17 protein-coding genes are annotated in these 22,815 nt (G+C 67.2%); 10 read left to right on the top strand and 7 right to left on the bottom strand.

What is annotated here, in order from left to right:
• Positions 1–5: 5 nt before the first annotated feature.
• Together ACLBV5_RS02585 and folD are read right to left on the bottom strand one after the other, a co-directional pair.
• Positions 6–686 carry a LemA family protein gene (locus ACLBV5_RS02585; RefSeq protein WP_253121763.1) on the bottom strand — a complete coding sequence of 227 codons (681 nt, stop codon included), beginning with the start codon at positions 684–686 and terminating at the stop codon, positions 6–8.
• A 210-nt stretch (positions 687–896) separates the two neighbouring features.
• Positions 897–1,820 (bottom strand): bifunctional methylenetetrahydrofolate dehydrogenase/methenyltetrahydrofolate cyclohydrolase FolD, encoded by a 924-nt coding sequence (gene folD, locus ACLBV5_RS02580; protein WP_313632400.1) that lies wholly within the window; start codon positions 1,818–1,820, stop codon positions 897–899.
• On the opposite strand from folD, the gene ACLBV5_RS02575 reads away from it, so the two are divergent.
• From ACLBV5_RS02575 to ACLBV5_RS02565, 3 genes are read left to right on the top strand one after another with little or no spacing between them, the layout of a single operon-like run.
• Positions 1,780–3,729, top strand: coding sequence for a PPC domain-containing protein (locus ACLBV5_RS02575; protein WP_447604722.1), 1,950 nt, complete (start codon positions 1,780–1,782; stop codon positions 3,727–3,729). The two genes, folD and ACLBV5_RS02575, sit on opposite strands and share 41 nt — an antisense overlap.
• A complete protein-coding gene (gene fni, locus ACLBV5_RS02570; RefSeq protein ID WP_447604921.1) occupies positions 3,726–4,778 on the top strand; it encodes a type 2 isopentenyl-diphosphate Delta-isomerase in 1,053 nt (350 codons plus the stop codon). The genes ACLBV5_RS02575 and fni overlap by 4 nt, the downstream gene beginning before the upstream one ends.
• 49 nt (positions 4,779–4,827) lie before the next feature.
• Positions 4,828–5,589: a peptidase gene (locus ACLBV5_RS02565; protein ID WP_253121747.1), complete on the top strand. Its 762-nt coding sequence runs from the start codon at positions 4,828–4,830 to the stop codon at positions 5,587–5,589.
• A 34-nt stretch (positions 5,590–5,623) separates the two neighbouring features.
• On the opposite strand, the gene ACLBV5_RS02560 is transcribed toward ACLBV5_RS02565, so the two are convergent.
• The 3 genes from ACLBV5_RS02560 to hutU form a co-directional block, all read right to left on the bottom strand.
• Entirely contained in the window at positions 5,624–6,124 is a 501-nt protein-coding gene (locus tag ACLBV5_RS02560; RefSeq protein WP_303683255.1) for a hypothetical protein, read from the bottom strand.
• A gap of 56 nt (positions 6,125–6,180) precedes the next feature.
• Complete coding sequence (hutH, locus tag ACLBV5_RS02555; RefSeq protein WP_313632404.1) at positions 6,181–7,710, bottom strand: histidine ammonia-lyase; 1,530 nt, start codon at positions 7,708–7,710, stop codon at positions 6,181–6,183.
• A 166-nt stretch (positions 7,711–7,876) separates the two neighbouring features.
• Positions 7,877–9,550 (bottom strand): urocanate hydratase, encoded by a 1,674-nt coding sequence (gene hutU / locus ACLBV5_RS02550; RefSeq protein ID WP_447604721.1) that lies wholly within the window; start codon positions 9,548–9,550, stop codon positions 7,877–7,879.
• A gap of 89 nt (positions 9,551–9,639) precedes the next feature.
• Here hutU and ACLBV5_RS02545 point away from each other — a divergent pair, with 89 nt between their 5' ends.
• The 6 genes from ACLBV5_RS02545 (at position 9,640) to ACLBV5_RS02520 (ending at position 19,607) form a co-directional block, all read left to right on the top strand.
• Positions 9,640–10,338 (top strand): UTRA domain-containing protein, encoded by a 699-nt coding sequence (locus tag ACLBV5_RS02545; RefSeq protein ID WP_303683252.1) that lies wholly within the window; start codon positions 9,640–9,642, stop codon positions 10,336–10,338.
• A 5-nt stretch (positions 10,339–10,343) separates the two neighbouring features.
• Positions 10,344–11,234 carry an agmatinase family protein gene (locus ACLBV5_RS02540; RefSeq protein ID WP_447604720.1) on the top strand — a complete coding sequence of 297 codons (891 nt, stop codon included), beginning with the start codon at positions 10,344–10,346 and terminating at the stop codon, positions 11,232–11,234.
• Complete coding sequence (hutI, locus tag ACLBV5_RS02535) at positions 11,234–12,451, top strand: imidazolonepropionase (protein ID WP_447604920.1); 1,218 nt, start codon at positions 11,234–11,236, stop codon at positions 12,449–12,451. The genes ACLBV5_RS02540 and hutI overlap by 1 nt, the downstream gene beginning before the upstream one ends.
• 162 nt (positions 12,452–12,613) lie before the next feature.
• Positions 12,614–15,997: a class I SAM-dependent DNA methyltransferase gene (locus tag ACLBV5_RS02530; protein ID WP_447604719.1), complete on the top strand. Its 3,384-nt coding sequence runs from the start codon at positions 12,614–12,616 to the stop codon at positions 15,995–15,997.
• A 137-nt stretch (positions 15,998–16,134) separates the two neighbouring features.
• Positions 16,135–18,876, top strand: coding sequence for a valine--tRNA ligase (locus tag ACLBV5_RS02525; protein ID WP_447604718.1), 2,742 nt, complete (start codon positions 16,135–16,137; stop codon positions 18,874–18,876).
• A gap of 5 nt (positions 18,877–18,881) precedes the next feature.
• On the top strand, positions 18,882–19,607 hold the full coding sequence (locus ACLBV5_RS02520; RefSeq protein WP_447604717.1) for a TlyA family RNA methyltransferase: 726 nt from the start codon (positions 18,882–18,884) through the stop codon (positions 19,605–19,607).
• A gap of 73 nt (positions 19,608–19,680) precedes the next feature.
• Here the strand turns inward: ACLBV5_RS02520 and ACLBV5_RS02515 are convergent, their stop codons facing one another.
• On the bottom strand, positions 19,681–20,334 hold the full coding sequence (locus ACLBV5_RS02515) for a glycine zipper 2TM domain-containing protein (protein ID WP_392353359.1): 654 nt from the start codon (positions 20,332–20,334) through the stop codon (positions 19,681–19,683).
• 157 nt (positions 20,335–20,491) lie between these two features.
• Between ACLBV5_RS02515 and ACLBV5_RS02510 the strand changes: the two genes are divergently transcribed.
• The gene (locus ACLBV5_RS02510) at positions 20,492–21,733 is read left to right on the top strand and encodes a class I SAM-dependent RNA methyltransferase (protein ID WP_447604919.1); all 1,242 of its coding nucleotides are present in this window, start codon (positions 20,492–20,494) and stop codon (positions 21,731–21,733) included.
• Here ACLBV5_RS02510 and ACLBV5_RS02505 read toward each other — a convergent pair whose 3' ends face one another.
• Complete coding sequence (locus ACLBV5_RS02505; RefSeq protein ID WP_447604716.1) at positions 21,734–22,810, bottom strand: PA0069 family radical SAM protein; 1,077 nt, start codon at positions 22,808–22,810, stop codon at positions 21,734–21,736.
• Positions 22,811–22,815 lie beyond the last annotated feature (5 nt).

Raw genomic sequence — 22,815 nt, 5'->3', positions numbered from 1 at the left:
CAAGCTTACTGCGCCGCCGGGGCGGGCGCGGGCGGCGTCGATCCGGGCGTGGTCGCAGGTGCGCCGCCGCCGGGTTGAGCGCCCAGGTCGAAGTTCACGCTGGGCGCGGACTGGGCCTCGGACGTGGCGGTGAACAGCTGCATGGGCTTGGAGCCGGCGTGCAGGGTCTTGGCCCAGATCACGCTCGGGAAGGTGCGCAGGGTGGTGTTGTAGTCGCGCACGGCCTCATTGTAGTCGCGGCGGGCTACGGAGATGCGGTTCTCGGTGCCTTCCAGCTGAGACTGCAGGGTCAGGAAGTTCTGGTTGGCCTGCAGCTGGGGGTAGGCCTCGACCGTCACCAGCAGCCGCGACAGGGCGCTGGAAAGCTCGCCTTGAGCCTGTTGATATTGCTGGAAGGCGGCGGCGTTATCGAGGTTGGAGGCGTCGATGTTGACGCTGGTGGCCTTGGCGCGGGCCTCGATCACCTGGGTCAGGGTGGTGCGTTCCTGAATGGCGGCGCCCTGAACGGTGGCGACCAGGTTCGGCACCAGATCGGCGCGGCGCTGATACTGGCTCTGGACGTCGGCCCAGGCGGCCTCGGCCCGCTCCTGCTTGGTCGGAATCGTGTTGTAGCCGCAGGCGCCCACGGCGGGGGCAAGGACGACGACAGCGGCGACGGCCGCGATGCGAGGCGAAAATCCAGCCATGAAGAAGCTCCTGCGGGCGGTCCTCATGACCGCTGATCGCTAAAGACTATCGGGGCCGAAAGGCTCCGCTTCAAGGCTGGATTTTTGCAACTTGATCCGCTCATCCCGGCGGACGCCGGGATCCAGTTCTTTGGCCGTTAGTCGCGCGGCGTGTGAAGTTCTCACTGGACCCCGGCGTCCGCCGGGGTGAGCGGGAAGAGGGAGCGACCCTCAGCCGTTCAGGTCTTCCGGCTCGACCTCCGCCGCGCGACAGGCGGCGGTGTAGGTGTTGGCCAGCAGGCAGGCGATGGTCATGGGGCCGACGCCGCCGGGGACAGGGGTGATGCGTCCGGCGACCTCGACCGCCTCGTTGAAGTCCACGTCGCCCACCACGCGGGTCTTGCCCTCGGCGGCCTTGACCGGATCGCGCGAAGGGACGCGGTTGATGCCCACGTCGATGACGGCGGCGCCCGGCTTGATCCAGTCGCCCTTGATCATTTCGGGGCGGCCGACGGCGGCCACCAGGATGTCGGCGGTGCGGCACAGGGCGGGCAGGTCGCGGGTGCGCGAATGGGCGATGGTGACGGTGCAGCTTTCGCCCAGCAGCAGTTGCGCCATCGGCTTGCCGACGATGTTGGAGCGGCCGACGATGACCGCATTCAGACCCGACAGGTCGCCCAACTGATCCTTCAGCAGCATCAGGCTGCCCAGCGGGGTGCAGGGAATCATGCCGGGCAGGCCGACGGCCAGGCGCCCGGCGTTGACGACGTGGAAGCCGTCCACGTCCTTGTCCGGCGAAATGGCGTCCAGAACGGCGGACGAATCGATGTGTTTGGGCAGCGGCAGTTGCACCAGGATGCCGTGGATGCCCGCATCGGCGTTCAACTGGGCGATCAGGGCCAGCAGCTCGTCCTGAGTCGTTTCGACCGGCAGGCGGTGGGTGTCGGAACGCATTCCGGCCTTCAGCGTCGTCTCGCCCTTATTGCGGACATAAAGCTGGCTGGCGGGGTCTTCGCCGACGATGACGACAGCCAGACCGGGCTTGACGCCGTGGGCGGATTCCAGCCGGGCGGCCGCCGCTGCGACGCGCTCCACCAAGGTCTGTGAGAAGGCCTTGCCGTCGATTACAGAGGCGCGGGCGGGTTCGACAGCCATGTTCGGCTCCATCGGTCGGGAACTGGAAAGCGTGGGCCGCGATTTACAGGCGCTGCGGTTCGGCGTCTATGATGACGCCAGCAAAGAGGTGTTTATGCGTTACTCCCTGTTCGCCGCGGCCAGCGCTGTCGCTCTCATGGTCGCTGGCGGGGCCAGCGCCCAAACGCCGGCTGACGCCCGGCTGGGAGACGACATCCGGGGGCGGCTGGAAGAGGGGGACGCCCGCACGCGCGGCGGGGACGCCTATCGCTATGACGACTATCGGCTGAATCTGCGCGCGGGACAGCGGCTGGAAGCCGAGATGACGGCGGATGATTTCGACGCCTATCTGGAAGTCTACGCCGAAGGCTCGATGCGACAGTCGCTGGCCAGCGACGACGACAGCGCAGGCGATATGAATGCGCGCCTGCGTTTCACCGCGCCGGAGGCCGGGGTCTATATCGTGCGCGCCCGCACCTTCTCGGGGATGGAGACCGGCGATTATCGGCTGTCGCTGAAGGAGCGCGCCGCGCCTCGCCTGCCGCGTCCTGGCCGCGTCGCCATAGGCCGTGACGCCTCTGGCCGCCTGGGCGCCAACAGCGCCGAGGATGACGACGGCAATCGCTACGACGCCTACGCCTTCCGGGCCTCGGCGGGCGAGCGGGTGAAAATCGATCTGGAATCAGATGACTTCGACGCCTTGCTGCGCCTCGGCCGCATTGTGAACGGCGCCTTCGTGCAGATGGCCGAGAATGACGACGGCGGGTCCAGCCTGAACGCGCGACTGGTGTTCACGGCGCCGCAGGACGGAGAATATCTGGTCCGCGCCACCTCCTATGACGGCTCGGCGCAGGGGACGTATCGACTGGCGTTGGAACAGGGGCCGCCCGCACCGACCGCTACGCCCGTCGCGGTCGGGGAGGAAACGCGCGGGCGGCTGACGCCGGACAGCGCCAGCAGCGATTCCGGCGCTCCGGCCGATCTCTACCGGTTCAGCGGCCGGGCCGGTCAACGCATCGCGGCCACCATGAAGGCCGATGGGTTCGACACCTTCCTTGAACTGTTCGACGCCAACCACAACAGCCTGGCTAGCGACGACGACAGCGCCGGGGACCTGAACTCTCGCCTGACGCACACCCTGGCCGAGGACGGCGACTATCTGATCGAGGCGCGCGCCTTCTCCAGCGGCGAGGGCCCCTACACGCTCAAGATCGAGGAGATCGCGCCGCCTCCGCCGCCCTCCGCCATCGCCTTCGGCCAGGCGGTCGAGGGCGAACTGACGAGCAGCGACGCCACCGACAACGACGGACGCCTGTATGACGCCTTCGTCTTCAGCGGGACCGAAGGCCAGCGCATTCAGGCCGTCATGCGGTCGGGCGACTTCGACGCCTATCTGCAACTGGGTCAGGACGAGGACGATTTCAGCGAGCTCGCCAGCGACGACGACGGCCTGGGTCAGGGGACGGACGCGCGTCTGATCTTCACGCTGCCTGCGAGCGGCGACTATGTGCTGCGCGCGCGCTCGTGGTCGCGTGAGGCCAAGGGCCTCTACTCGCTGGAACTGACCGATCTGGGCGGCGAGCCTGCGCCGGGCAGCCTGTTGATCGGAGCGACCGTCCGCGGACAGCTGAGCGAGCGCGCCAGCATCACCGAGGAAGGCGTCTATTTCGACGCCTATCGCTTCAAGGCCAAGGCCGACGAGAAACTGCGCTTCACCCTGATCGCCAGCAGCTTCGACGCGGTGGTCGAGGTCGGGGAGGAGAAGGACGGCGACTACTTCGAGCTGGACACGGATGACGACAGCCTGTCCGACACCCACGCCCGCCTGAGCTGGACCGCGCCGCGCGACGGGACCTATGTGCTGCGCGCCCGCAGCTTCAGCCCCAACTCGACCGGCGACTATGTGCTGATTACGGAGCGACAGCCCTGACCGACGCCAGCGACACCGCCGCCTCGGCCCTGATCCTGGGCCGCAAGGATCAGCATCTGGACGTGGTGCTGGCGGGCGGAGGGCGTCACGCTGTCTCGGCGGGGTTCGACGACTGGCGCTTCGTGCACGAAGCCCTGCCGGACGTGGATCACGCCCGCATCGATCTGGGCGTCGATTTTCTGGGGCGGCGGCTGAAGGCGCCCCTGCTGATCAGCGCCATGACCGGCGGGCCTGCCAGGGCCGAGGCGATCAACGCGCGCCTGGCCGAAGCGGCCCAGCATCTGGGCATCGCCCTGGCCGTCGGCTCGCAGCGGGCGGCGCTGGAAGGCGGCGCGGCCGGCGGGCTGGACTTTGCGCTCCGGCTCAAGGCGCCGGACACGCCGATCCTGGCCAATATCGGCGCGGCCCAGCTGACGCGCGGCTTCGGCCGGGACGAGGCGCGCCGGGCGCTGGACATGATCGGCGCCGACGCCCTGGTCGTTCACCTGAACCCTCTTCAGGAGGCCTGCCAGCCCGAGGGGGATCGCGACTGGTGGGGCGTGGGCGCGGCGCTTCAGGCCCTGATCCGCGATCTGGACGCGCCGGTCATCGTCAAGGAGACGGGGGCCGGGATCTCCGCCGTTACGGCCGAGCGCCTGATCGCCATGGGGGCGGCGGGCGTGGATGTCGCCGGAGCGGGAGGCGCCAATTGGGGCCTGATCGAAGGCGAACGGGCGACCGATCCCGCAGACAAGGCGCATGCCCTGGCCTTCGCCGGTTGGGGGATACCGACGGCCCGCGCCCTGGCCGAGGCGCGCAACGCCCTGCCGGACGCTCTGATGATCGGGTCGGGCGGGGTCCGGGACGGGGTGGACGCGGCCAAGGCGATCCGCCTGGGCGCCGACATGGTGGGCATGGCCTCAGGCGTGATTCAGGCCGCGACCGTCTCGACCGAGGCCGTCATTGACCAGTTCCAACTGGTCATAAGGCAGCTGCGTACCGTGTGTTTCTGCGTAAACGCTTCAAATTTAGCGGCGTTGAAACGAGTTCCGTTGCTTCCTGTCGCCTGAGCGGGGCATTCCCGCCTGTAAGATTCGCGTCGCACCCAAGGAGATTCCCATGCGCGCTGTGTTGATGACGTCGGTTCTGGCGTCCTCGCTGATTCTGGCCGGCGCTGCGGCTGCCCAGAGCTCCATCCGGCCGGGGCAGACCGTGAACGGGAACTTCAGCGCCAAGGACGCGCGCATGGACGACGGTTCGCACTATCGCTGCTACGTGATCCAGACCGAAGCCGGTCAGGCCTATACGGTGACTCTGCGCTCGTCCGATTTCGACACCTATCTGATGGCCGGCGCCGGGACCGACTGCGACGAGACCTCGGTGACGAACGACGACGGGCCGGACATGGGCACCGACTCGCAACTGCGCTTCATCTCGAACGGCGGGAACTGGATCATCCGCGCCAACACCCTGAGCGAAGGCGAGACCGGGTCGTTCCGCCTCACTGTGTCGGAAGGCCAGCGCCTGCGTCCGACCACCCAGATCGTGCCGATCTCGGTTGGTGAGAGCCGCCAGGGTCGTCTGGAGTTCAGCGACCGTCAGGCCGACGACGGCTCGTTCTACGACTGCTATGCCCTGAACATCGGCGCCCGGGGCAATGTGTCGATTCGGATGGATTCGGCGCAGTTCGACGCCTACCTGTCGCTGCACGAAGGCCCGCAGTGCGATGGCGAGAGCCTGGCCGCCGACGACGACAGCGGCGGCGGGACCAGCGCCCTGATCACCGAGACCCTGCGTCCCGGTTCCTATTCTTTCCGCGCCAACAGCCTCAGTTCGGCGCAGGAAGGCGACTACACCGTTTCCGTCACCACCATGCGGTGATGCGCAAAAGGCCCCGGCGAAACCGGGGCCTTTTTCAATAGAACATCTCTTCGGCCGCGGGCCGGGCTTGGGACGGGGGCCGATCCTGCAGGGCCGACTGACGCGCGGCGCGTTCGGCGGCGTAGTCCGGCTGTGGCGTATCGAAGCCGAAGCCGTAGTCGTCGCGGTCCAGCTCCGCCGCCGGTCGGGACGAGAGAGGCGGGCCATGATCGGCCAGCGTGTCATAATAGGGCGGCTGCGACGGTTCCGGCGTCAGTTCCAGCCATGCGCTTTCGACATAGGGCGCGTCCTCGCTGGAAAGGGCCGCGACGCGCTCGGCATCGTGTTCATATCCGTCGCGCAGTTCGCCCACGGCCATGATGGAGCCGGGCGGCAGGTCGGGCTCGATCGGAGGCACGACCTCGACCGTCACGCCGGAATCGGGCGCCCGCCCGCCGTGCGCGGCCGAGGTGGAGTTCCAGACGGCCCAGCCCGCCGCCCCCAGTCCGGTCAGAACCAGGGCGGCGGAGGCCAAAATGACGGCGCGTCTACTCATGATCGGCGGCATCCTGCGTTCGTGCTGATTACGAAAGCGCTCAACCGCCGTCTGGTTCAAGCTGAAGGCAGCAGATCGCCGGCGAAGGGGCGATAGCGGCCAGCACGGACGCCCTCGGTTGCACGGGCGATGTCCGGCGCAAAATAGCGGTCTTCGGTATAGGCGCCGCAGGCCTCGCGCACGATGGCGTAGGTCTGCTCCAGCTGCGGCGAGGAGGTCAGCGGACGGCGGAACTCGATGCCTTGCGCCGCGGCCAGCAGTTCGATGCCGACCACGGTCGCCGTGTTCTCGGCCATGTCCAGCAGGCGGCGCGCGCCGTGGGTGGCCATCGACACGTGGTCTTCCTGGTTGGCGCTGGTCGGCACGGTGTCGATGACGCAGGGGTGGGCGACCATGCGGTTCTCGGCCACCAGGGCCGCGGCCGTCACCTGGGCGATCATGAAGCCCGAGTTCACGCCGCTGTCCTTGACCAGGAATGCGGGCAGGTCGGTCATCTTGGGGTCGACTAGAATGGAGGTGCGGCGCTCACTGATATTGCCGATCTCGCACAGGACCATGGCGATCTGATCTGCCGCATAAGCAACAGGTTCGGCATGGAAGTTGCCGCCCGAGATGACGTCGCCGTCCTCGATGAAGACCAGCGGATTGTCGGTCACGGCGTTGGCTTCGCGCTCCAGCATGGCGGCGGCGTTGCGCAGCACGTCCAGGGTCGCGCCCATGACCTGAGGCTGGCAGCGCAGCGAGTAGGGGTCCTGCACCTTGGCGCAGTCGTGGCGGTGGCTGTCGCGGATGGCGCTGCCGGTCAGCAGTTCGCGCAGACGACGGGCCACATCAATCTGGCCCGGCTGGCCGCGCAGGGCGTGGATGCGGTGGTCGAACGGCGCGTCCGAACCCTTGAGAGCGTCGACCGACAGGGCGCCCGCAGCGATGGCGGCGGCGAACACGTCTTCGGCCGCGAACAGGCCGGTCAGGGCCAGGGCCGTCGAGCACTGGGTGCCATTCAGCAGGGCCAGGCCTTCCTTGGGGCCCAGGACGACGGGCTTCAGCCCGGCCTTGGCCAGGGCCGTCACCGCGTCCAGCGTCTGACCCTGATAGCGGGCCTCGCTGACACCGATCAGGACGCACGACATATGGGCCAGCGGCGCCAGATCGCCCGACGCGCCAACGGAACCCTTGGACGGGATCAGCGGCAGGACCTCGGCGTTGACCATGCCGATCAGGGTCTCCAGCGTATGTCGCCGAACGCCCGAGGCGCCCTTCGACAGGCTGGCGATCTTCAGCACCATCAGCAGGCGGGTGACGTTCTCGCTCAGCGGCTCGCCGACGCCGCAGGCGTGGCTGAGCACCAGGTTCTTCTGAAGGGTTTCAAGGTCTTCCGCCGCGATGCTGGTGTTAGCCAGCAGGCCGAAGCCGGTGTTGATGCCATAGACCGTGCGCCCCTCGGCCAGGATGGCGGCGACGACCGCCGCGCCCTTCTCGACATTGGCCCAGGCGGCGTCGGTCAGACTGACCGTGACGGGGCCGTCGAGGACCGTGCGAAGCTGGGCGAGGGTGAGCGGGTCTTGGCCGATAATGATCTGAGTCATTGGTAGTCCTTTGCCTTCTCCCCTTGGGGGAGAAGGTGGGCGGCGGAGCCGCTCGGATGAGGGGTAGGGTTCAGCAGGCTCGCCAGCCGACGATGAGCATGAGGACGCAGCCCCCTCATCCGCCTCGCTGCGCGAGCCACCTTCTCCCCCGAGGGGAGAAGGGATTTCATGTCAGGCTCGGCAGGTTCAGGCCATGTTCGCGCGCGGCGTCCTTGGCGATGTCGTATCCGGCGTCGGCGTGACGCATGACGCCGGTGGCCGGGTCGTTCCAGAGGACGCGCTCCAGACGTTTGGCGGCTTCCGGCGTGCCGTCGGCGACGATGACGACGCCCGAGTGCTGGCTATAGCCCATGCCGACCCCGCCGCCGTGGTGCAGCGACACCCAGGACGCGCCCGACGCGGTGTTCAGCAGGGCGTTCAGCAACGGCCAGTCGGACACAGCGTCCGAGCCGTCCATCATGGCCTCAGTCTCGCGGTTCGGGCTGGCGACGGAGCCGCTATCCAGATGGTCGCGGCCGATGACGATGGGGGCGCTCAGTTCGCCCGAGGCCACCATCTCATTGAACATCAGGCCCGCGCGGTGGCGGTCGCCCAGACCGATCCAGCAGATGCGCGCCGGCAGGCCCTGGAAGGCGATGCGCTCGCCCGCCATGTCCAGCCAGCGGTGCAGGCCGGCGTTGTCGGGGAAGAGCTTTTTCATCGCCGCATCCGTCTTGCGGATGTCCTCGGGGTCGCCCGACAGTGCGGCCCAGCGGAAGGGTCCAATGCCGCGGCAGAACAGCGGGCGGATATAGGCGGGGACGAAACCGGGGAAGTCGAAGGCGTTGCTCACGCCCTGATCGAAGGCGACCTGACGGATGTTGTTGCCGTAGTCGGTCGTCGGGACGCCCTGGGCGTGGAAATCCAGCATGGCCTGAACGTGGACGGCCATCGACTTGCGCGCGGCGGCCTCGACGGCGGCGGGGTCGCTGACGCGCTTTTCCTCCCACTCGGCGACGGTCCAGCCCGAGGGCAGGTAGCCGTTGACGGGATCGTGCGCGCTGGTCTGATCGGTCACCAGATCGGGACGGACGCCGCGCTTGACCATCTCAGGCAGAAGGTCAGCTGCATTGCCCAACAGGCCGATCGACAAGGGTTTCTTGTCCTTGAAGGACTGCTCGAGCAGGGCCAGGGCCTCGTCCAGGGTCTCGGCCATGACGTCGACATAGCGGGTGCGCAGGCGGAACTCGATGCGGCTGCGCTGGCACTCGATGGTGATGCACGACGCGCCGGCCATGGTCGCGGCCAGAGGCTGGGCGCCGCCCATGCCGCCGAGGCCCGCCGTCAGGATCCACTTGCCCGACCAGTCGCCGCCATAGGGCTGGCGACCGGCCTCCATGAAGGTCTCATAGGTGCCCTGAACGATGCCCTGGGTGCCGATGTAGATCCACGATCCGGCGGTCATCTGGCCGTACATGGCCAGACCCTTTTTATCGAGTTCGTTGAAGTGATCCCACGTCGCCCATTTGGGCACCAGGTTGGAGTTGGCAATCAGCACGCGCGGGGCGTCGGCGTGGGTACGGAACACGCCGACCGGCTTGCCCGACTGGACCAGGAGGGTCTCGTCGGCTTCCAGCTTCTGCAGCTGTTCCACGATGGTATCGAAGGCCTGCCAGTTGCGGGCCGCTTTGCCGATGCCGCCATAGACGACCAGGTCTTCGGGACGCTCGGCCACCTCGGGGTCGAGGTTGTTCATCAGCATGCGCATGGCGGCTTCGGCCGCCCAGGTCTTGGCGGTCTTTTCAGAGCCGCGCGGGCTGCGGACCACTCTTGTATTGGGGCGGGTGCTGGGCGTGGCCATTGAATCCTCCATGCGGCGTCGGCTGCCGTCGTGCGTTGGGCTCAGTGTTATGTCTAGACATTATCGCGTGCAAGGGGCAGTTTCGATCCATGGATCAGGAGCCGCTTCATCGACGGATCGCCGGCGACATCGAGCGCCGCATCGCCTCGGGCGAGTGGCGGCCCGGTTTCCGCATCCCGACCGAGGCCGAGCTGATGGCCGAATACGGCTGCGCGCGGATGACGGTGTCGCGCGCCATGTCGGACCTGTCGGCGCGAGCTCTGGTGGTGCGGCGGCGCCGCGCCGGGACGGTCGTGGCCCATCCGCCGGTGCATTCCTCCGCCCTGGTCGCCATCCCCGACATTCAGTCCGAGGTCGAGGGCAGGGGGCTGGCCTATGCCCACCGCCTGCTGGGCCGCATCGTCCGCCCGGCGCGCCCTGACGAAGGTCTGGGCGAGCGAGTGATCGAGTTGGAAACCCTGCATCTGGCCGACGACCTGCCCTTCGTCTTCGAGCGCCGTCTGATCTCCCTGACCGCCGCGCCCGAGGCCGAGGCCGCCGACTTCACCGCCCAGCCGCCCGGCGGCTGGCTGCTGGCTCACATGCCCTGGACCGAGGCCGAGCATCGCATCTCCGCCGTCGGCGCCGACCCGGAGACGGCGACCCATCTGGGTCTGGCCGACGGCGCGGCCTGCCTGCGACTGGAACGCCGCACCTGGCGCGACGGTCAGGGCGTGACCTGGGCGTGGCAGACCTTCCCCGGCGCGGCCTATGATCTGGTCGCACGCTTTTCTCCGACCAAAGGATGACCCCGATGAGCCAACCGTCTGAAGCCCTGGGGTGGCGTTCTGTCGGCGATCTGGTGGGCCATCATCCCGACGCCCCCGTCGCCCTGATCGGCGCGCCGCTGAACGAGCGGTCGCTGACGCCAGGCCGCTGTGATCTCGGGCCGAAGGCGCTGCGAGGCGTGCTGCCGCGCCTGTCGACCTATGATGTCGAAACGGGGCTCGAGCTGGACGTGCTGGTCCATGACGCCGGTGATGTGGCGCTGAAGGCCGTCTCGCCCTTCGATGCTTTCGAGCCGGTGCGCGACGCGGTGGCGGCGCAGGCCCATCGCGACCTGACCATTCTGGTCGGGGGCAACAACGCCATCACTCGGCCGGGCGCTCATGCTTTCGGTCTCGGCCGCGTCGGCGTGCTGACGCTCGACGCCCATTTCGACCTGCGCGACACGGATCGGGGCCTGACCAACGGCAACCCGATTCAGGCGCTGCTGGATGACGGCATGGACGGCCGCCGGATCAGCCAGGTCGGTCTCGCGCCCTTCGCCAACACCCGCCGCGCCCATGAGAAGGCTGAGGCGGCGGGCATCAGCGTCCGCACCGCCCGCGAGTGCCGCCAGCGCGGTCTGGCCAATATCGTGGTCGAGGAACTGGAGCGCCTGTCGTCTCTGTGCGAGGTCATCTACGTCGATTTCGACATCGACGTGATCGACCGCAGCCAGTGGCCTGCCAGCCCCGGCGCGCGGCCAGGCGGGGTGTCGGTGCATGACTTCTTCGACGCCGCCCGCGCCATCGGCGCCCATGCCAAGGTGCGCGCCGTCGACCTGACCGAATACGACCCGTCGCTGGAAGTCGGCGACCTCGGCTCCCTGACGGCGGGTCGTTGGTTCTGTGAAATCCTCAGCGGAGTGGCCGCGCGATGATCGACGCCGACCTGTTGATCACCGACTGCCACGTCGCCGCTATGACCGAGGGCGGCGAGCCCTATGGCGCGATCGAGGACGCCGCCATCCTGATCAAGGACGGGCGCATCGCCTGGGTCGGGCCGCGCGCGGATCTGCCTGTGCACAAGGCTGTGGAAACCGATCGTCTGGGCGGGCGCTGGGTCACGCCTGGGCTGATCGACTGCCACACCCATCTGGTCTTCGGCGGCGACCGCTCGGGCGAGTTCGAGCGGCGGCTGGAGGGCGCGACCTATGAGGAGATCGCCCGCGCCGGGGGCGGCATCGTCTCGTCCGTGCGCGCCACGCGCGAGGAGAGCGAGGATCAGCTCTACGTCTCGGCCCTGTCGCGGTTGGAAGGGCTCAAGGCCACCGGCGTCACCACGGTCGAGATCAAGTCCGGATATGGTCTGGATCACGACAGCGAGCTGAAGATGCTGCGCGTCGCCCGCCGCATCGGGCGCGAGGCAGGGGTGCGGGTGCGTACCTCCTATCTTGGCCTTCACGCCGTGCCGCCTGAGCATAAGGCCGACCGCGCCGCCTATGTCGACAAGGCTGTGGATGAAATCCTGCCCGCCGCCCACGCCGAGGGGTTGGTCGATGCGGTGGACGCCTATTGTGAACCCATCGCCTTCTCGGTCGAGGAGGTCGGCCGCCTGTTCGACAAGGCTGAGGAACTGGGCCTGCCGGTCAAGCTGCACGCCGACCAGTTGTCGGATGGCGGCGGCGCGGCTCTGGCCGCCCGCTATCACGCCCTGTCCGCCGACCATATCGAGCACACGACCGAGGCGGGTGTAAAGGCGATGGCCGAGGCGGGCGTGGTGGCGGTGCTGCTGCCCGGCGCCTTCCTGATGCTGCGCGAGACGCAGGTCCCGCCGATCGCCCTGCTGCGCCAGCATGGCGCGCGCATGGCGGTGGCGACGGACTGCAACCCCGGCACCTCGCCGGTCGCCTCAATGACGGCGGCGATCAACTTGGCCTGCGTCCAGTTCCGCCTGACGCCGGAAGAGGCGCTGGCGGGCGCCACGCGCAATGCAGCCCGCGCGTTAGGGTTGCACGATGAGATCGGCACGGTGGAGGCGGGCAAGGCCGCCGATCTGGCCGTCTGGGACATCAGCCGCCCGGCCGAACTGGCCTATTGGCTGGGCAAGCCCCTGCTTCACAGCCGCTATCTGGCCGGAGTCTCGTCCCGGGCCTGAGGCCGAAGACGAGGCGGCGCTAACCGCAGCCCAAAAGCCATCATCTTTCCAGCCCTTAGCCCCGGCAGACCGCCGGAACGGTCAAACACGCCTGTAATACAATGTTAAGTTGTTACAATTGACATGCTCGCGTTAAGGTCGTGTTCGTGCGAGGGACAATCTATGGACGTCGAGGCTTTTATTGCGCGCTGGAGCGAAGCGACGATCAGCGAAAGGGCGAACGGCCAGAGCTTCATTATCGAACTCTGTGCCATCCTGGGCGTCGCGGCGCCGGGGCAGCAGGCGGTTGGGGACCGTGACTACTGTTTCGAGCGCACGGTAAAATTCCCTCTCGGCGAGGGGCGCATCAGCAACAAATCCATCGACTGCTTCAAGCACGGTTCTTTCGTGATGGAGCTCAAGCTGTCGCCCCAACAGGCTACGGGCGAGGATATGGACCTGCGTCAGTTGGCAGCCTTGTTGAATGGCCCGGGACGAAAGGCGCCGAAAGGCGGCGTGGAGGCCTTGAATCGCTTGATGGGCAAGGCGCACGCTCAAGCCGAAAACTATGCGGCGGCCCTGCCGGAATGTCCGCCGTTTTTGATGATGGTCGATGTCGGCGCGGCCATTCACCTGTGGGCTGACTTCGAGCGGGCGGGGAGGGGCTATGCGCCGTTTCCAGATGTGAAGAGCAGCCGCATCGATCTGACGGATTTGCGTGATCCGTCGATCAGGGAACGTCTGCGACGGGTATGGGACGACCCGCACAGCCTTGATCCGCAACGCCCGGTGAACGCGGCGACGCACGAGATTTCGGGCCTGCTTGGGCGACTGGTCCGTTCAATGCGGGATCGGGTGTTGCAGGATCCATCGCAGGCGTTTCAGCCGATCACGGATCGCCGCATCTTCATGTTCGTGATGCAGTGCATTCTGGCGATGTACGCCGACAGCGTCGGTCTGATCCGCCACAAGGGTTTTCTGACGTTGCTGGAAAGCTATCGCGGAAATGCGGCCCGCTTTCACCTGAGCGCGGCGACCGTATTCCGCAATCTGGCGCGCGGAGGCCACTGCGCCGCCTTGCGTCAGGATGTGCCGGCATTCGGCAGCGGCCTGTTCCGCGAGGAGGTGGCGCTGCCGCTCAGCGAGGCTGATCTGGAGGTATTGATACGCGCCGCGGCCTGCGACTGGTCGGCCGTAGAGCCTGCTGTTTTCGGAAGCTTTCTGGAGCGCGCGCTGGAACCCGGCGACCGCACCGAACTCGGCGCGCATTACACGCCAAGAGCCTATGTGCAGCGGCTGGTGGATGCCACGATCATAGAACCTCTGCGGGCGGACTGGGAGGCGGTGCGAGCCTGCGCGGTCAGCGATTACGCCCGGGGCGAAGCCGTGGCTGCTCGAGCGGCGGTCCGGCGGTTCCAGCGGCGCCTCTGCGCGATCCGGGTGCTGGACCCCGCCTGCGGAACAGGCAACTTCCTCTATGTCGCCATGACCATGATGAAGGACCTGGAGCGGGAGGTCCTCAGCGTCTTGCAGCGGCTCGGGGGCGAGACGACCGACGGGGCTGTGCGCCGCAAGATCAGCCCGGCCCAGTTCTGGGGCATTGAGAAATCCGATCACGCGGCCTCGATCGCCGAGGTCGTTATGTGGATCGGATACCTGCAATGGCGCGTCCGCAACGGCGAGGCGCCGTCCCAACTGGCCGCTGCCGGCCTACTGGCGCCAAGACGGGGGCGCGACCGTATTATCCGGGCCGACGCTCTGCTGGTATCGGCGGGCGAAGACCTGCGTCGCGATGCGCGCGGTCGCCCGATCAGTCTGTGGCGGTTCAACCAGGAAACAGAGGTCGTGCAATATCGTCAGCCCCAGCCGACCCAATGGCCTGTGGCGCACTTCATCATCGGCAATCCGCCCTTTATTGCGGCCAAGAATCTGCGGCGGGAGCTGGGCGACGGGTATGTCGACGCCCTGTGGCGGGTGCGGCAGGGGCGGTTCCGCTCGGCCGACCTGGTCATGGCGTGGTGGGATCGGGCGGCCGAGATTCTGACGGCGCCGAACAGCCAGTTGCGTCGGTTCGGCTTCATCACCACCAACTCCATCACCCAGGATTTCTCGCGCCGCGTGCTGGAGCATCATCTGAACGGTGAGCCGCCGATGCGGCTGACCTTCGCCATTCCTGACCATCCTTGGAGCAAGTGCGAGGAGCGCGGCGCTGAGGTGCGCATCGCCATGACGGTGGCCGAGCGAGGAGGCCCGAACGGACAGGGGCGTCTGCTGACGATCCGTGAGGAGCGTCCGGATGCCGGGGGCGAGATCGGCCCTCAGTTCGATGAACAGCGCGGCGATATCGGCGTCGATCTGACCATAGGCGGCGGGGTGTCCTTCGCGCAGCCATTGAGGGCGAACGCACTCCTGTGTTCGCCGGGCGTCAAGCTGCACGGCGCGGGCTTTATCGTCTCGGAAGGCGAGGCCGACGAACTGGCGCGCGATTGCGTGGATGCGCCGCCGATCCGCGCCTATCGGAACGGGCGCGATCTGGCCGCCAGCCCCCGCGGCGTGAAGGTGATCGACCTGTACGGCCTGGAGGAGGCCGAAGTCCGGCGCTCCTGGCCACAGCTTTTTCGGCGCCTGGCGGACACAGTGAAGGTCGAGCGTGACCGGAACAGTCGGGCTGCCTATCGCCACAAATGGTGGGTGTTCGGCGAGCCGCGAGGCGCCTTCCGCGACGCCTTGCGCGGGCTGCCCCGCTACATCGCCACGGTCGAGAAATCCAAGCACCGCTGGTTCCGCTTTCTGGATGCGGATGTTCTGCCCGACAACACGGTGGTGGCGGTTGCGTCGGATGATCCGCGCATTCTGGGCGTGCTGTCCTCGCGGGCGCACGGCGTTTGGGCGCTGGCGATGGGCGGGCGTCTGGAAGATCGTCCGGTCTATAACAAGAAGGTTTGCTTCGACGCCTTTCCTTTCCCTCCGCTGGACGGCGCCGTGGGGCACGAGATCGGCGTGATCGCAGATGAGATCGACGCCTTGCGAAATGAGTTGATGGTTCAGGATCGCTCGCTGACGATGACGGAACTCTACAATCGGCGAGATTCACCTCGCTTCGGCGTTCTTGACCACTTGCACCGGCGCTTGGACGCCGAGGTCCAGCGGGCATACGGCTGGCCCTCCGCGATGACGGATGAGGATACGCTGACCGCTCTGCTGGAGCTGAACAAGGTTCGCGCCGATCAGGAGGGGAAGGGGCATGTCCTCTTTCTGCGTCCGGATTATCAGCAGGATCGTGTGAAGCCGGCGCGACGGGACCGCGCGGCGCAGGCGCAGGCGCCGCGCTCGCGTGTGGCCGATGTTAAACCCCTGCCAGAGGCCCCGGAAGAAATGGCCGCAGAGGTTCTGGATGTTCTGCGGCTCGAGGACGGGCCGCTGTCGCTGGGTGAACTGTCGAGCCGTTTCGCCGGGCCGAACGGCCGCCGCAAGATGGATCGTTTGGAACAGATGCTGGCGATCCTGGCCGCAGTGGGGTCGGTTCAGCGCGCGGGAGAAGGTTGGTTCTCACCGCGCGGCTTCTGATTTGACCTAGCCGTGAGCTGCGGCGATCATTAAGTCACTTAAGGGCGGTTCCGGCGGGGCCGCCCTTTGCTTTACCGAAGAATTCCAGCCTCGATCGGCGGCGCATTCGCGCTGCGCCGCGGGGAAACGAGATGACCATGCTTGAGAAGACGTTCGAACCCAAGGCCGCCGAGCCGCGCATCTACGCCCAGTGGGAGGAGAGCGGCCTGTTCGCCCCGCGCGCGGCCAAGCCCACTGACGGGGCTGCAGACGCCTATTCGATCGTCATTCCGCCGCCGAACGTAACGGGCAGCCTGCATATCGGCCACGCCCTGAACAACACGCTGCAGGACATTCTGGCCCGCTATCACCGGATGAAGGGCAAGGCGGTGCTGTGGCTGCCGGGCACCGACCACGCGGGCATCGCCACCCAGATGGTGGTCGAGCGCAAGCTGGCGGCCGAGGGCGCGCCGGGGCGGCGCGACATGGGCCGCGACGCCTTCATCGAGAAAGTGTGGGAGTGGAAGGCCGAATCCGGCGGGACCATCGTGCGCCAGCTGCGTCGCCTGGGCGCATCGTGCGACTGGAGCCGCGAACGCTTCACCCTGGACGAAGGGCTGAACGCCGCCGTCCGCAAGGTCTTCGTCCAACTGCACAAGGACGGCCTGATCTATCGCGACAAGCGTCTGGTGAACTGGGACCCGCATTTCCAGACGGCCATCTCGGACCTGGAGGTCGAGCAGAAGGAGGTCGACGGCGCCTATTGGCACTTCGCCTATCCGCTGGCCGACGGCGTAACCTATCAGCACCCGGTCGCCTTCGACGAGGACGGCAAGGCGACCGAGTTCGAGACGCGCGGCTTCATCGTCGTCGCCACGACCCGGCCGGAGACCATGCTGGGCGACACCGGCGTGGCCGTTCACCCGGAGGATGAGCGCTACAAGGGTCTGGTCGGCAAGTTCGTGACCCTGCCGATCACTGGTCGTCGCGTGCCGATCGTCGCTGACGACTACGCCGATCCGACCAAGGGCTCGGGCGCGGTGAAGATCACGCCTGCGCATGATTTCAACGACTTCGGTGTCGGAAAGCGTGCAGGACTTGAAGCCCTGAACGTCATGGACGCCTTCGGTCGCATCACCGCCGCCGAAACGCCGGACGTGCCCGCCGAGTACGAGGGCATGGACCGCTTCGCCGCGCGCAAGGCCATCGTCGTCCGCGCCGAGGAAGAAGGCTGGCTGCGCGAGATCGAGAAGACCAAGCACATGGTCCCGCACGGCGACCGCTCGGGCGTCGTCATCGAGCCGTGGATGACGGACCAGTGGTACGTCGACGCCAAGGTCATGGCCCAGCCCGCCCTGAAGGCGGTCGAGGACGGCGCGACCGTCTTCGAGCCGAAGTCCTACGAGAAAATCTACTTCGAATGGCTGCGCAACATCGAGCCGTGGTGCATCTCGCGCCAGCTGTGGTGGGGGCACCGCATCCCGGCCTGGTACGGCCCGAACGGCGAGATCTACGTCGCCGAGACGGAAGAGGACGCCCGCGAACAGGCGATGTCGGACTATGATTCTGAGGTCGTGCTGACCCAGGACGAAGACGTTCTGGACACCTGGTTCAGCTCGGCCCTGTGGCCCTTCTCGACGATGGGCTGGCCGGAAAAGACCGAGGATCTGGAGCGCTTCTATCCGACCAGCGATCTGGTGACGGCGGCGGACATCATCTTCTTCTGGGTCGCCCGGATGATGATGATGGGCCTGCATTTCATGGACGGCGAAGTCCCGTTCAAGCGCGTCATCATCAACGGTCTGGTCCGCGACGAGAAGGGCCAGAAGATGTCGAAGTCCAAGGGCAACGTCATCGACCCGCTGAACATCATCGACGAACTGGGCGCCGATCCGCTGCGCTTTACGATGGCGATCCTGTCGGGCACGCGCGACATCAAGTTGTCGAAGCAGCGCATTGAAGGTTATCGCAATTTCGGCACCAAGCTGTGGAACGCGGCTCGCTTCAGCCAGATGAACGAGGCGCGCCGTGTCGAGGGCTTCGACCCGGCCGGCGTGCAGCAGACGATCAACCGCTGGATTCGCGGCGAACTGACCAAGGCCGAGCGCCAGGTGTCGGACGCCATCGAGGGCGGGCGTTTCGACGACGCGGCGGGCGCCTTGTACCGCTTCATCTGGAACGTGTTCTGCGATTGGTATCTGGAACTGGCCAAGCCGGTGTTCAACGGTTCGGACGAAGCGGCCAAGGCCGAGACCCGCGCCATGACCGCCTGGACCATCGACCAGACGCTGAAGCTGCTGCATCCGGTCATGCCCTACATCACCGAGGAGCTGTGGGCCGAACTGGGCAAGGAAGGCCCGGCGCGCGACGGCCTGCTGATCGGCGAGACGTGGCCGGTGCTGCCGGACGCCTTCGTCGATGCGGAGGCAGAGGCCGAGATCGGCTGGCTGGTGGATCTGATCGGCGAGATCCGCGCCTTGCGGGCCGAGATGAACGTGCCGCCGTCGGCCAAGCCGCCGCTGGCCTTCGTCGCCCCGGACGCCGCCACGGCCGAGCGCATCGCGCGCCACCGCGACCTGATCCTGACCCTGGGCCGCGTGTCCGAGGTGGCCGTGGCCGAGGCCGCGCCCGCCGGGGCTGTGACCTTCGTCTCGGGCGGGGCAACGGTCGCCCTGTCGCTGGCCGGGATCATCGACCTGGCCGCCGAACGCGTGCGCCTAGAGAAGGAGATCGCCGCCTTCGACAGCGACATCGGCCATGTGAACAAGAAGCTGGGCAACCCCAATTTCGTCGCCCGCGCCGCCGCCGAAGTGGTCGAGGAGCAGCGCGCCAAACTGGCCGAAGCGGAGGAGGGCAAGGCCCGCCTGCAGGCGGCGCTGAAGCGGTTGGAAGCTCTGTAAAGCGCATGAGGATCGACCAGCTTCTTGTCGCGCGGGGCGTCTTCGACAGCCGCGCCCGCGCCCGCGCCGCCATCGAGGCTGGGTTGGTGAAAGCCGACGGCCGCACGGTCGCAAAGCCGTCGGAAAAGGTCGCGGAGGACGCCGTCATCGAGGCCGAGGCCGCCCATCGCTGGGTCGGACGCGGCGCGCTGAAGCTGGAGCGGGCGCTGGACCTGTGGCCGGTCGCGCTCGAGGGGCGGGTCGTGCTCGACGTCGGCGCCTCGACTGGCGGCTTCACCGAGGTTTGTCTGGATCGCGGCGCGGCCCGGATCTTCGCCGTGGATGTCGGCACGGGGCAACTGCATCCCTCGGTCGCCGACGATCCCCGCGTGATCAATCTGGAAAAGACCGACGCCCGCGACCTGACGCCCGAGATCATCACCGAGGCGCCGTCCCTGATCGTCTGCGACGCCAGCTTCATCAGTCTGGCGAAGGTGCTGCCCGTCGCCCTCGAACTGGCGGCGCCGGGGGCGGACCTGATCACCCTGGTGAAGCCTCAATTCGAGGCGGAAGGCCCCAAGGCGGTTGGCAAGAAGGGCGTGGTCAAGGACCCCGAGGCCCACGCCGCAGCCGTGACCAAGGTGCGCGACTGGCTGGAGGAATGCGGCTGGACCGTGCGCGAGGTCGCCGACAGTCCGATCATCGGCGGCGACGGAAATGTCGAGTTCCTGCTCTGGGCCCAGAAGGCGTGAGCCGAAACGATTTGAGGGCCGCCGGATCGCCGACGGCCCTCTTCACATCGTCGATTGACAGGGGGGCTGAAACTTAATCGACGACGCGATAACGGCCCGATTGGTCCATGCAGGTGCGCACATAGCGCGTCTCCATGCGACCGTCGGGAAGACGGATGTTGCTCTCGGCCAGGCGGCACTGATCGGCGTCGCGGGGCGCAGAGGCGTAGGTGTCGGGGTAGTCCCGATAATAGTCGTAGCTGTCGCGGCGGTCGTCATAACGACGGTCATAGGCGCGATTGTCATAGCTGCGGCTGTCGTAGCCTCGGTTGTCATAACCATAGGCCGGCGGGACATACGTCCCCTGATAGCCGTAGTCGGCGTCGCGGCGGTAGCGGCTGTCGCAGGCGGCCGAGCTGTTGCCCACGCCCGCGCCGATCGCGGCGCCCAGAACCCCGCCCAAGGCGCTGCCCTCGGTGCGACGGCCGCGCGCGGCCATTTGGGACCCGGCGATGGCGCCGATGGCGGCGCCCAGAACGCCGCCGGTCGTGGCGCGCTGACGCTGATCGCGGACGCAAGGATCGTAATAGGTCCCCTGACTGTGCCCGCTGTTGCCGTAACCATAGGCAGGCGGATAGTCGTAGCCATAGCTCTGGGCCGAGGCGACGCCAGGCAGGGCGACGGCCGAGGCGCAGGCCAGGGCGGCGATGGCGGCGGCCGAGGCTTTTTTCGAGATGAGAGCGATCATCGTTCTTTTCCTTCGACGGAGGCCGCACCTGAACGGATCAGGTCGCCGTCTGTTGCAGCCATTGATAGGGCGGCGAAGCTGAACGGCTTTTGAGCGCGTCGTTCATCTTCGTTCATGTTTCGATTTTCGCGCGGAAGCCGCTAGAAGCCGCCTCATGATGCAGACGCTGACCATCGCCCGCATGGGCCATCAGGGCGACGGGATCGCCGACACCGCCGACGGCCCGGTCTTCGTGCCCGGCGCCTTGCCGGGCGAAGTCGTCGCCGCCGAGGTCAAGGACGGCCGGGCCGAGCGCTTCGACCTGATCGAGGCCAGCCCTGATCGGCGCCCGATCCACTCGCAGACCTATGCCGAATGCGGCGTGGCGCCGCTGCAGCACTGGGCCGAGGAACCCTATCTGGCGTGGAAGCGCGAGGTGGTGATCCAGACGCTGGCGCGCGAAGGCTTGGAGACTGAGGTCGAGGCGGCCGTGGCCACGCCGCTGGCCAGCCGCCGTCGCCTGGCGCTGCACGCGCGCAAGCTGCCGGACGGGCGGGTCATTCTGGGGTTCAAGGCGCGCAAGTCGTGGCGGGTGGTCGAACTGACAGACTGTCCATTGTCGGATCCGCAACTGACGGCGGCTCTGCCTGCGCTCGCCAAGATCGCCGCGCCCTTGCTGGGGCATCCCAAATCGGCGCCGACCCTGCATGTCACCCTGACGGACAGCGGTCTGGACGTCGATGTGACCGGCGTGGAGAAGCGGTCAGGCGGCCTCAATGGAGATCAACTGGCGCTCGCCATCGCGGCGGCGGCGGAGGCCGATCTGGCGCGGCTCAGTCTGGATGGCGAGACGCTGGTCATGGCGCGCCAGCCGCGCGTGCGGTTCGGGCGTGCGTCAGTGCCTTTGCCGCCGGGCGCTTTTCTTCAGGCGTCGCCTGCCGCGGAAGCAGCCATGGTCGCGCGCGCGGTCGCGGCGGTGAAAGGGGCCAAGAAGGTCGCCGACCTGTTCTGTGGGGCCGGAACCTTCACCTTCCCGCTGGCGGAGGTGGCCAGCGTCATGGCCGCCGATTCCGCCGCCGCCTCCATCGCGGCCCTGAAGGCGGGCGTGAGTACGGCCCAAGGCCTGAAGGGTATCGAGGCGCAGGCGCGCGATCTGTTCCGTCGTCCCTTGTCACCCTATGACCTCAAGGGCTGCGAAGCCATCGTTCTGGACCCGCCGCGCGCGGGCGCGTTGGAGCAGACGCAGCAACTGCCCGGCACGAAGGCGTCGGTCATCGTTGGCGTGTCGTGCAACCCTCAGACCTTCGCTCGGGACGCGCGGGTGCTGGTCGACGCCGGTTTCCGGCTGGAGAAGGTTACGCCGATCGATCAGTTCATCTGGTCGACTCATATCGAACTGGTCGGCGTGTTTCGGCGCTGATCAGGACGCCAGATCGAACAGGTCCAGTTGCGGTCGGGCGTCTGCCGGGACGCGGAACTGGGTCATGTCGAGCGCATGACGGGGTCCATCCAGCCCATAGCGTTTGACCGCCGCCTTGAAGCGCGCAGCGATCAGTTCGGCGACGGGGCCGGTTCCCTTCATCCGTTGCGACCAGTCGGGATCATAGTCCTTGCCGCCGCGCGTCTGGCGGATCAGGGACATGACGCGCGCCGCCCGCTCGGGGCGGGCGTCGGCCAGCCATTCGCGGAACAGGTCCTTGATCTCAAGCGGCAGGCGCAGGGTCACATACATGGCCGATGTCGCGCCGGCCTTCTGAGCCGCCTCCAGCACCGATTCCAGCTCATGGTCGTTCAGGCCAGGGATGACGGGGGCGAAGCCGACGCCGACCGGGCAGCCGGCGTCAGCGAGGCGGCTGATCGCCTCCAGCCGCTTGGCGGGGGTTGAGGCGCGCGGCTCCATCGCCCGCGCCAGCTTGCGGTCCAGGGTGGTGATGGAGACGAAGGCGGAGGCCAGGCCCTTTCGTCCCATGTCGCCCAGAATGTCGGCGTCGCGCGCGATCAGCACCGACTTGGTGATGATGCTGAAGGGGTGGTTGAACCGCTGCATCACCTCAAGGATCGAGCGCGTGGAAGCTGTCTCGCGCTCGACCGGCTGATAGGGGTCGGTATTGCCCCCTATGTGGATACGCCGACAGACGTACCGGGGCTTTGAGAGCTCTTGTTCCAGCAGACGCGCGGCGTCGGGCTTGAAGAAGATCCGGCTCTCGAAATCCAGGCCCGGGGATAGGCCCATCCAGGCATGGGACGGACGGGCGTAGCAGTAGATGCAGCCATGTTCGCAGCCCTTGTAGGGGTTGATGGAGCGATCGAAGCCGATATCGGGACTCGTGTTCTTGGCGATGATGGTGCGAGCGCGTTCCGGGGACAGGGTGGTGCGAAGCGGGGCCACCGCCTCGTCCTGATCCGTCCAGCCGTCGTCATAGGCCTCGCGTCGGTCGGCTTCGTACCGACCCGAGGCGTTGGAGCGTGCGCCGCGTCCGTTAATCGCCTTACTCATGACTG

It is taken from the genome of Brevundimonas sp. M1A4_2e (genome assembly GCF_053345555.1).
Note: the sequence above shows the minus strand (reverse complement) of the source record. Positions and strands in the feature narration are given on the sequence as shown.

Coding starts and splice junctions, on each gene's coding strand:
- hutU (WP_447604721.1), bottom strand. CDS start 9,550: ATGGCCACGCCCAGCACCCGCCCCAATACAAGAGTGGTCCGCAGCCCG.
- ACLBV5_RS02505 (WP_447604716.1), bottom strand. CDS start 22,810: ATGAGTAAGGCGATTAACGGACGCGGCGCACGCTCCAACGCCTCGGGT.
- ACLBV5_RS02510 (WP_447604919.1), top strand. CDS start 20,492: ATGCAGACGCTGACCATCGCCCGCATGGGCCATCAGGGCGACGGGATC.
- ACLBV5_RS02530 (WP_447604719.1), top strand. CDS start 12,614: ATGGACGTCGAGGCTTTTATTGCGCGCTGGAGCGAAGCGACGATCAGC.
- ACLBV5_RS02540 (WP_447604720.1), top strand. CDS start 10,344: ATGAGCCAACCGTCTGAAGCCCTGGGGTGGCGTTCTGTCGGCGATCTG.
- ACLBV5_RS02560 (WP_303683255.1), bottom strand. CDS start 6,124: ATGAGTAGACGCGCCGTCATTTTGGCCTCCGCCGCCCTGGTTCTGACC.
- ACLBV5_RS02520 (WP_447604717.1), top strand. CDS start 18,882: ATGAGGATCGACCAGCTTCTTGTCGCGCGGGGCGTCTTCGACAGCCGC.
- folD (WP_313632400.1), bottom strand. CDS start 1,820: ATGGCTGTCGAACCCGCCCGCGCCTCTGTAATCGACGGCAAGGCCTTC.
- ACLBV5_RS02585 (WP_253121763.1), bottom strand. CDS start 686: ATGGCTGGATTTTCGCCTCGCATCGCGGCCGTCGCCGCTGTCGTCGTC.
- ACLBV5_RS02525 (WP_447604718.1), top strand. CDS start 16,135: ATGCTTGAGAAGACGTTCGAACCCAAGGCCGCCGAGCCGCGCATCTAC.
- hutH (WP_313632404.1), bottom strand. CDS start 7,710: ATGACTCAGATCATTATCGGCCAAGACCCGCTCACCCTCGCCCAGCTT.
- ACLBV5_RS02565 (WP_253121747.1), top strand. CDS start 4,828: ATGCGCGCTGTGTTGATGACGTCGGTTCTGGCGTCCTCGCTGATTCTG.
- ACLBV5_RS02545 (WP_303683252.1), top strand. CDS start 9,640: ATGGATCAGGAGCCGCTTCATCGACGGATCGCCGGCGACATCGAGCGC.
- ACLBV5_RS02515 (WP_392353359.1), bottom strand. CDS start 20,334: ATGATCGCTCTCATCTCGAAAAAAGCCTCGGCCGCCGCCATCGCCGCC.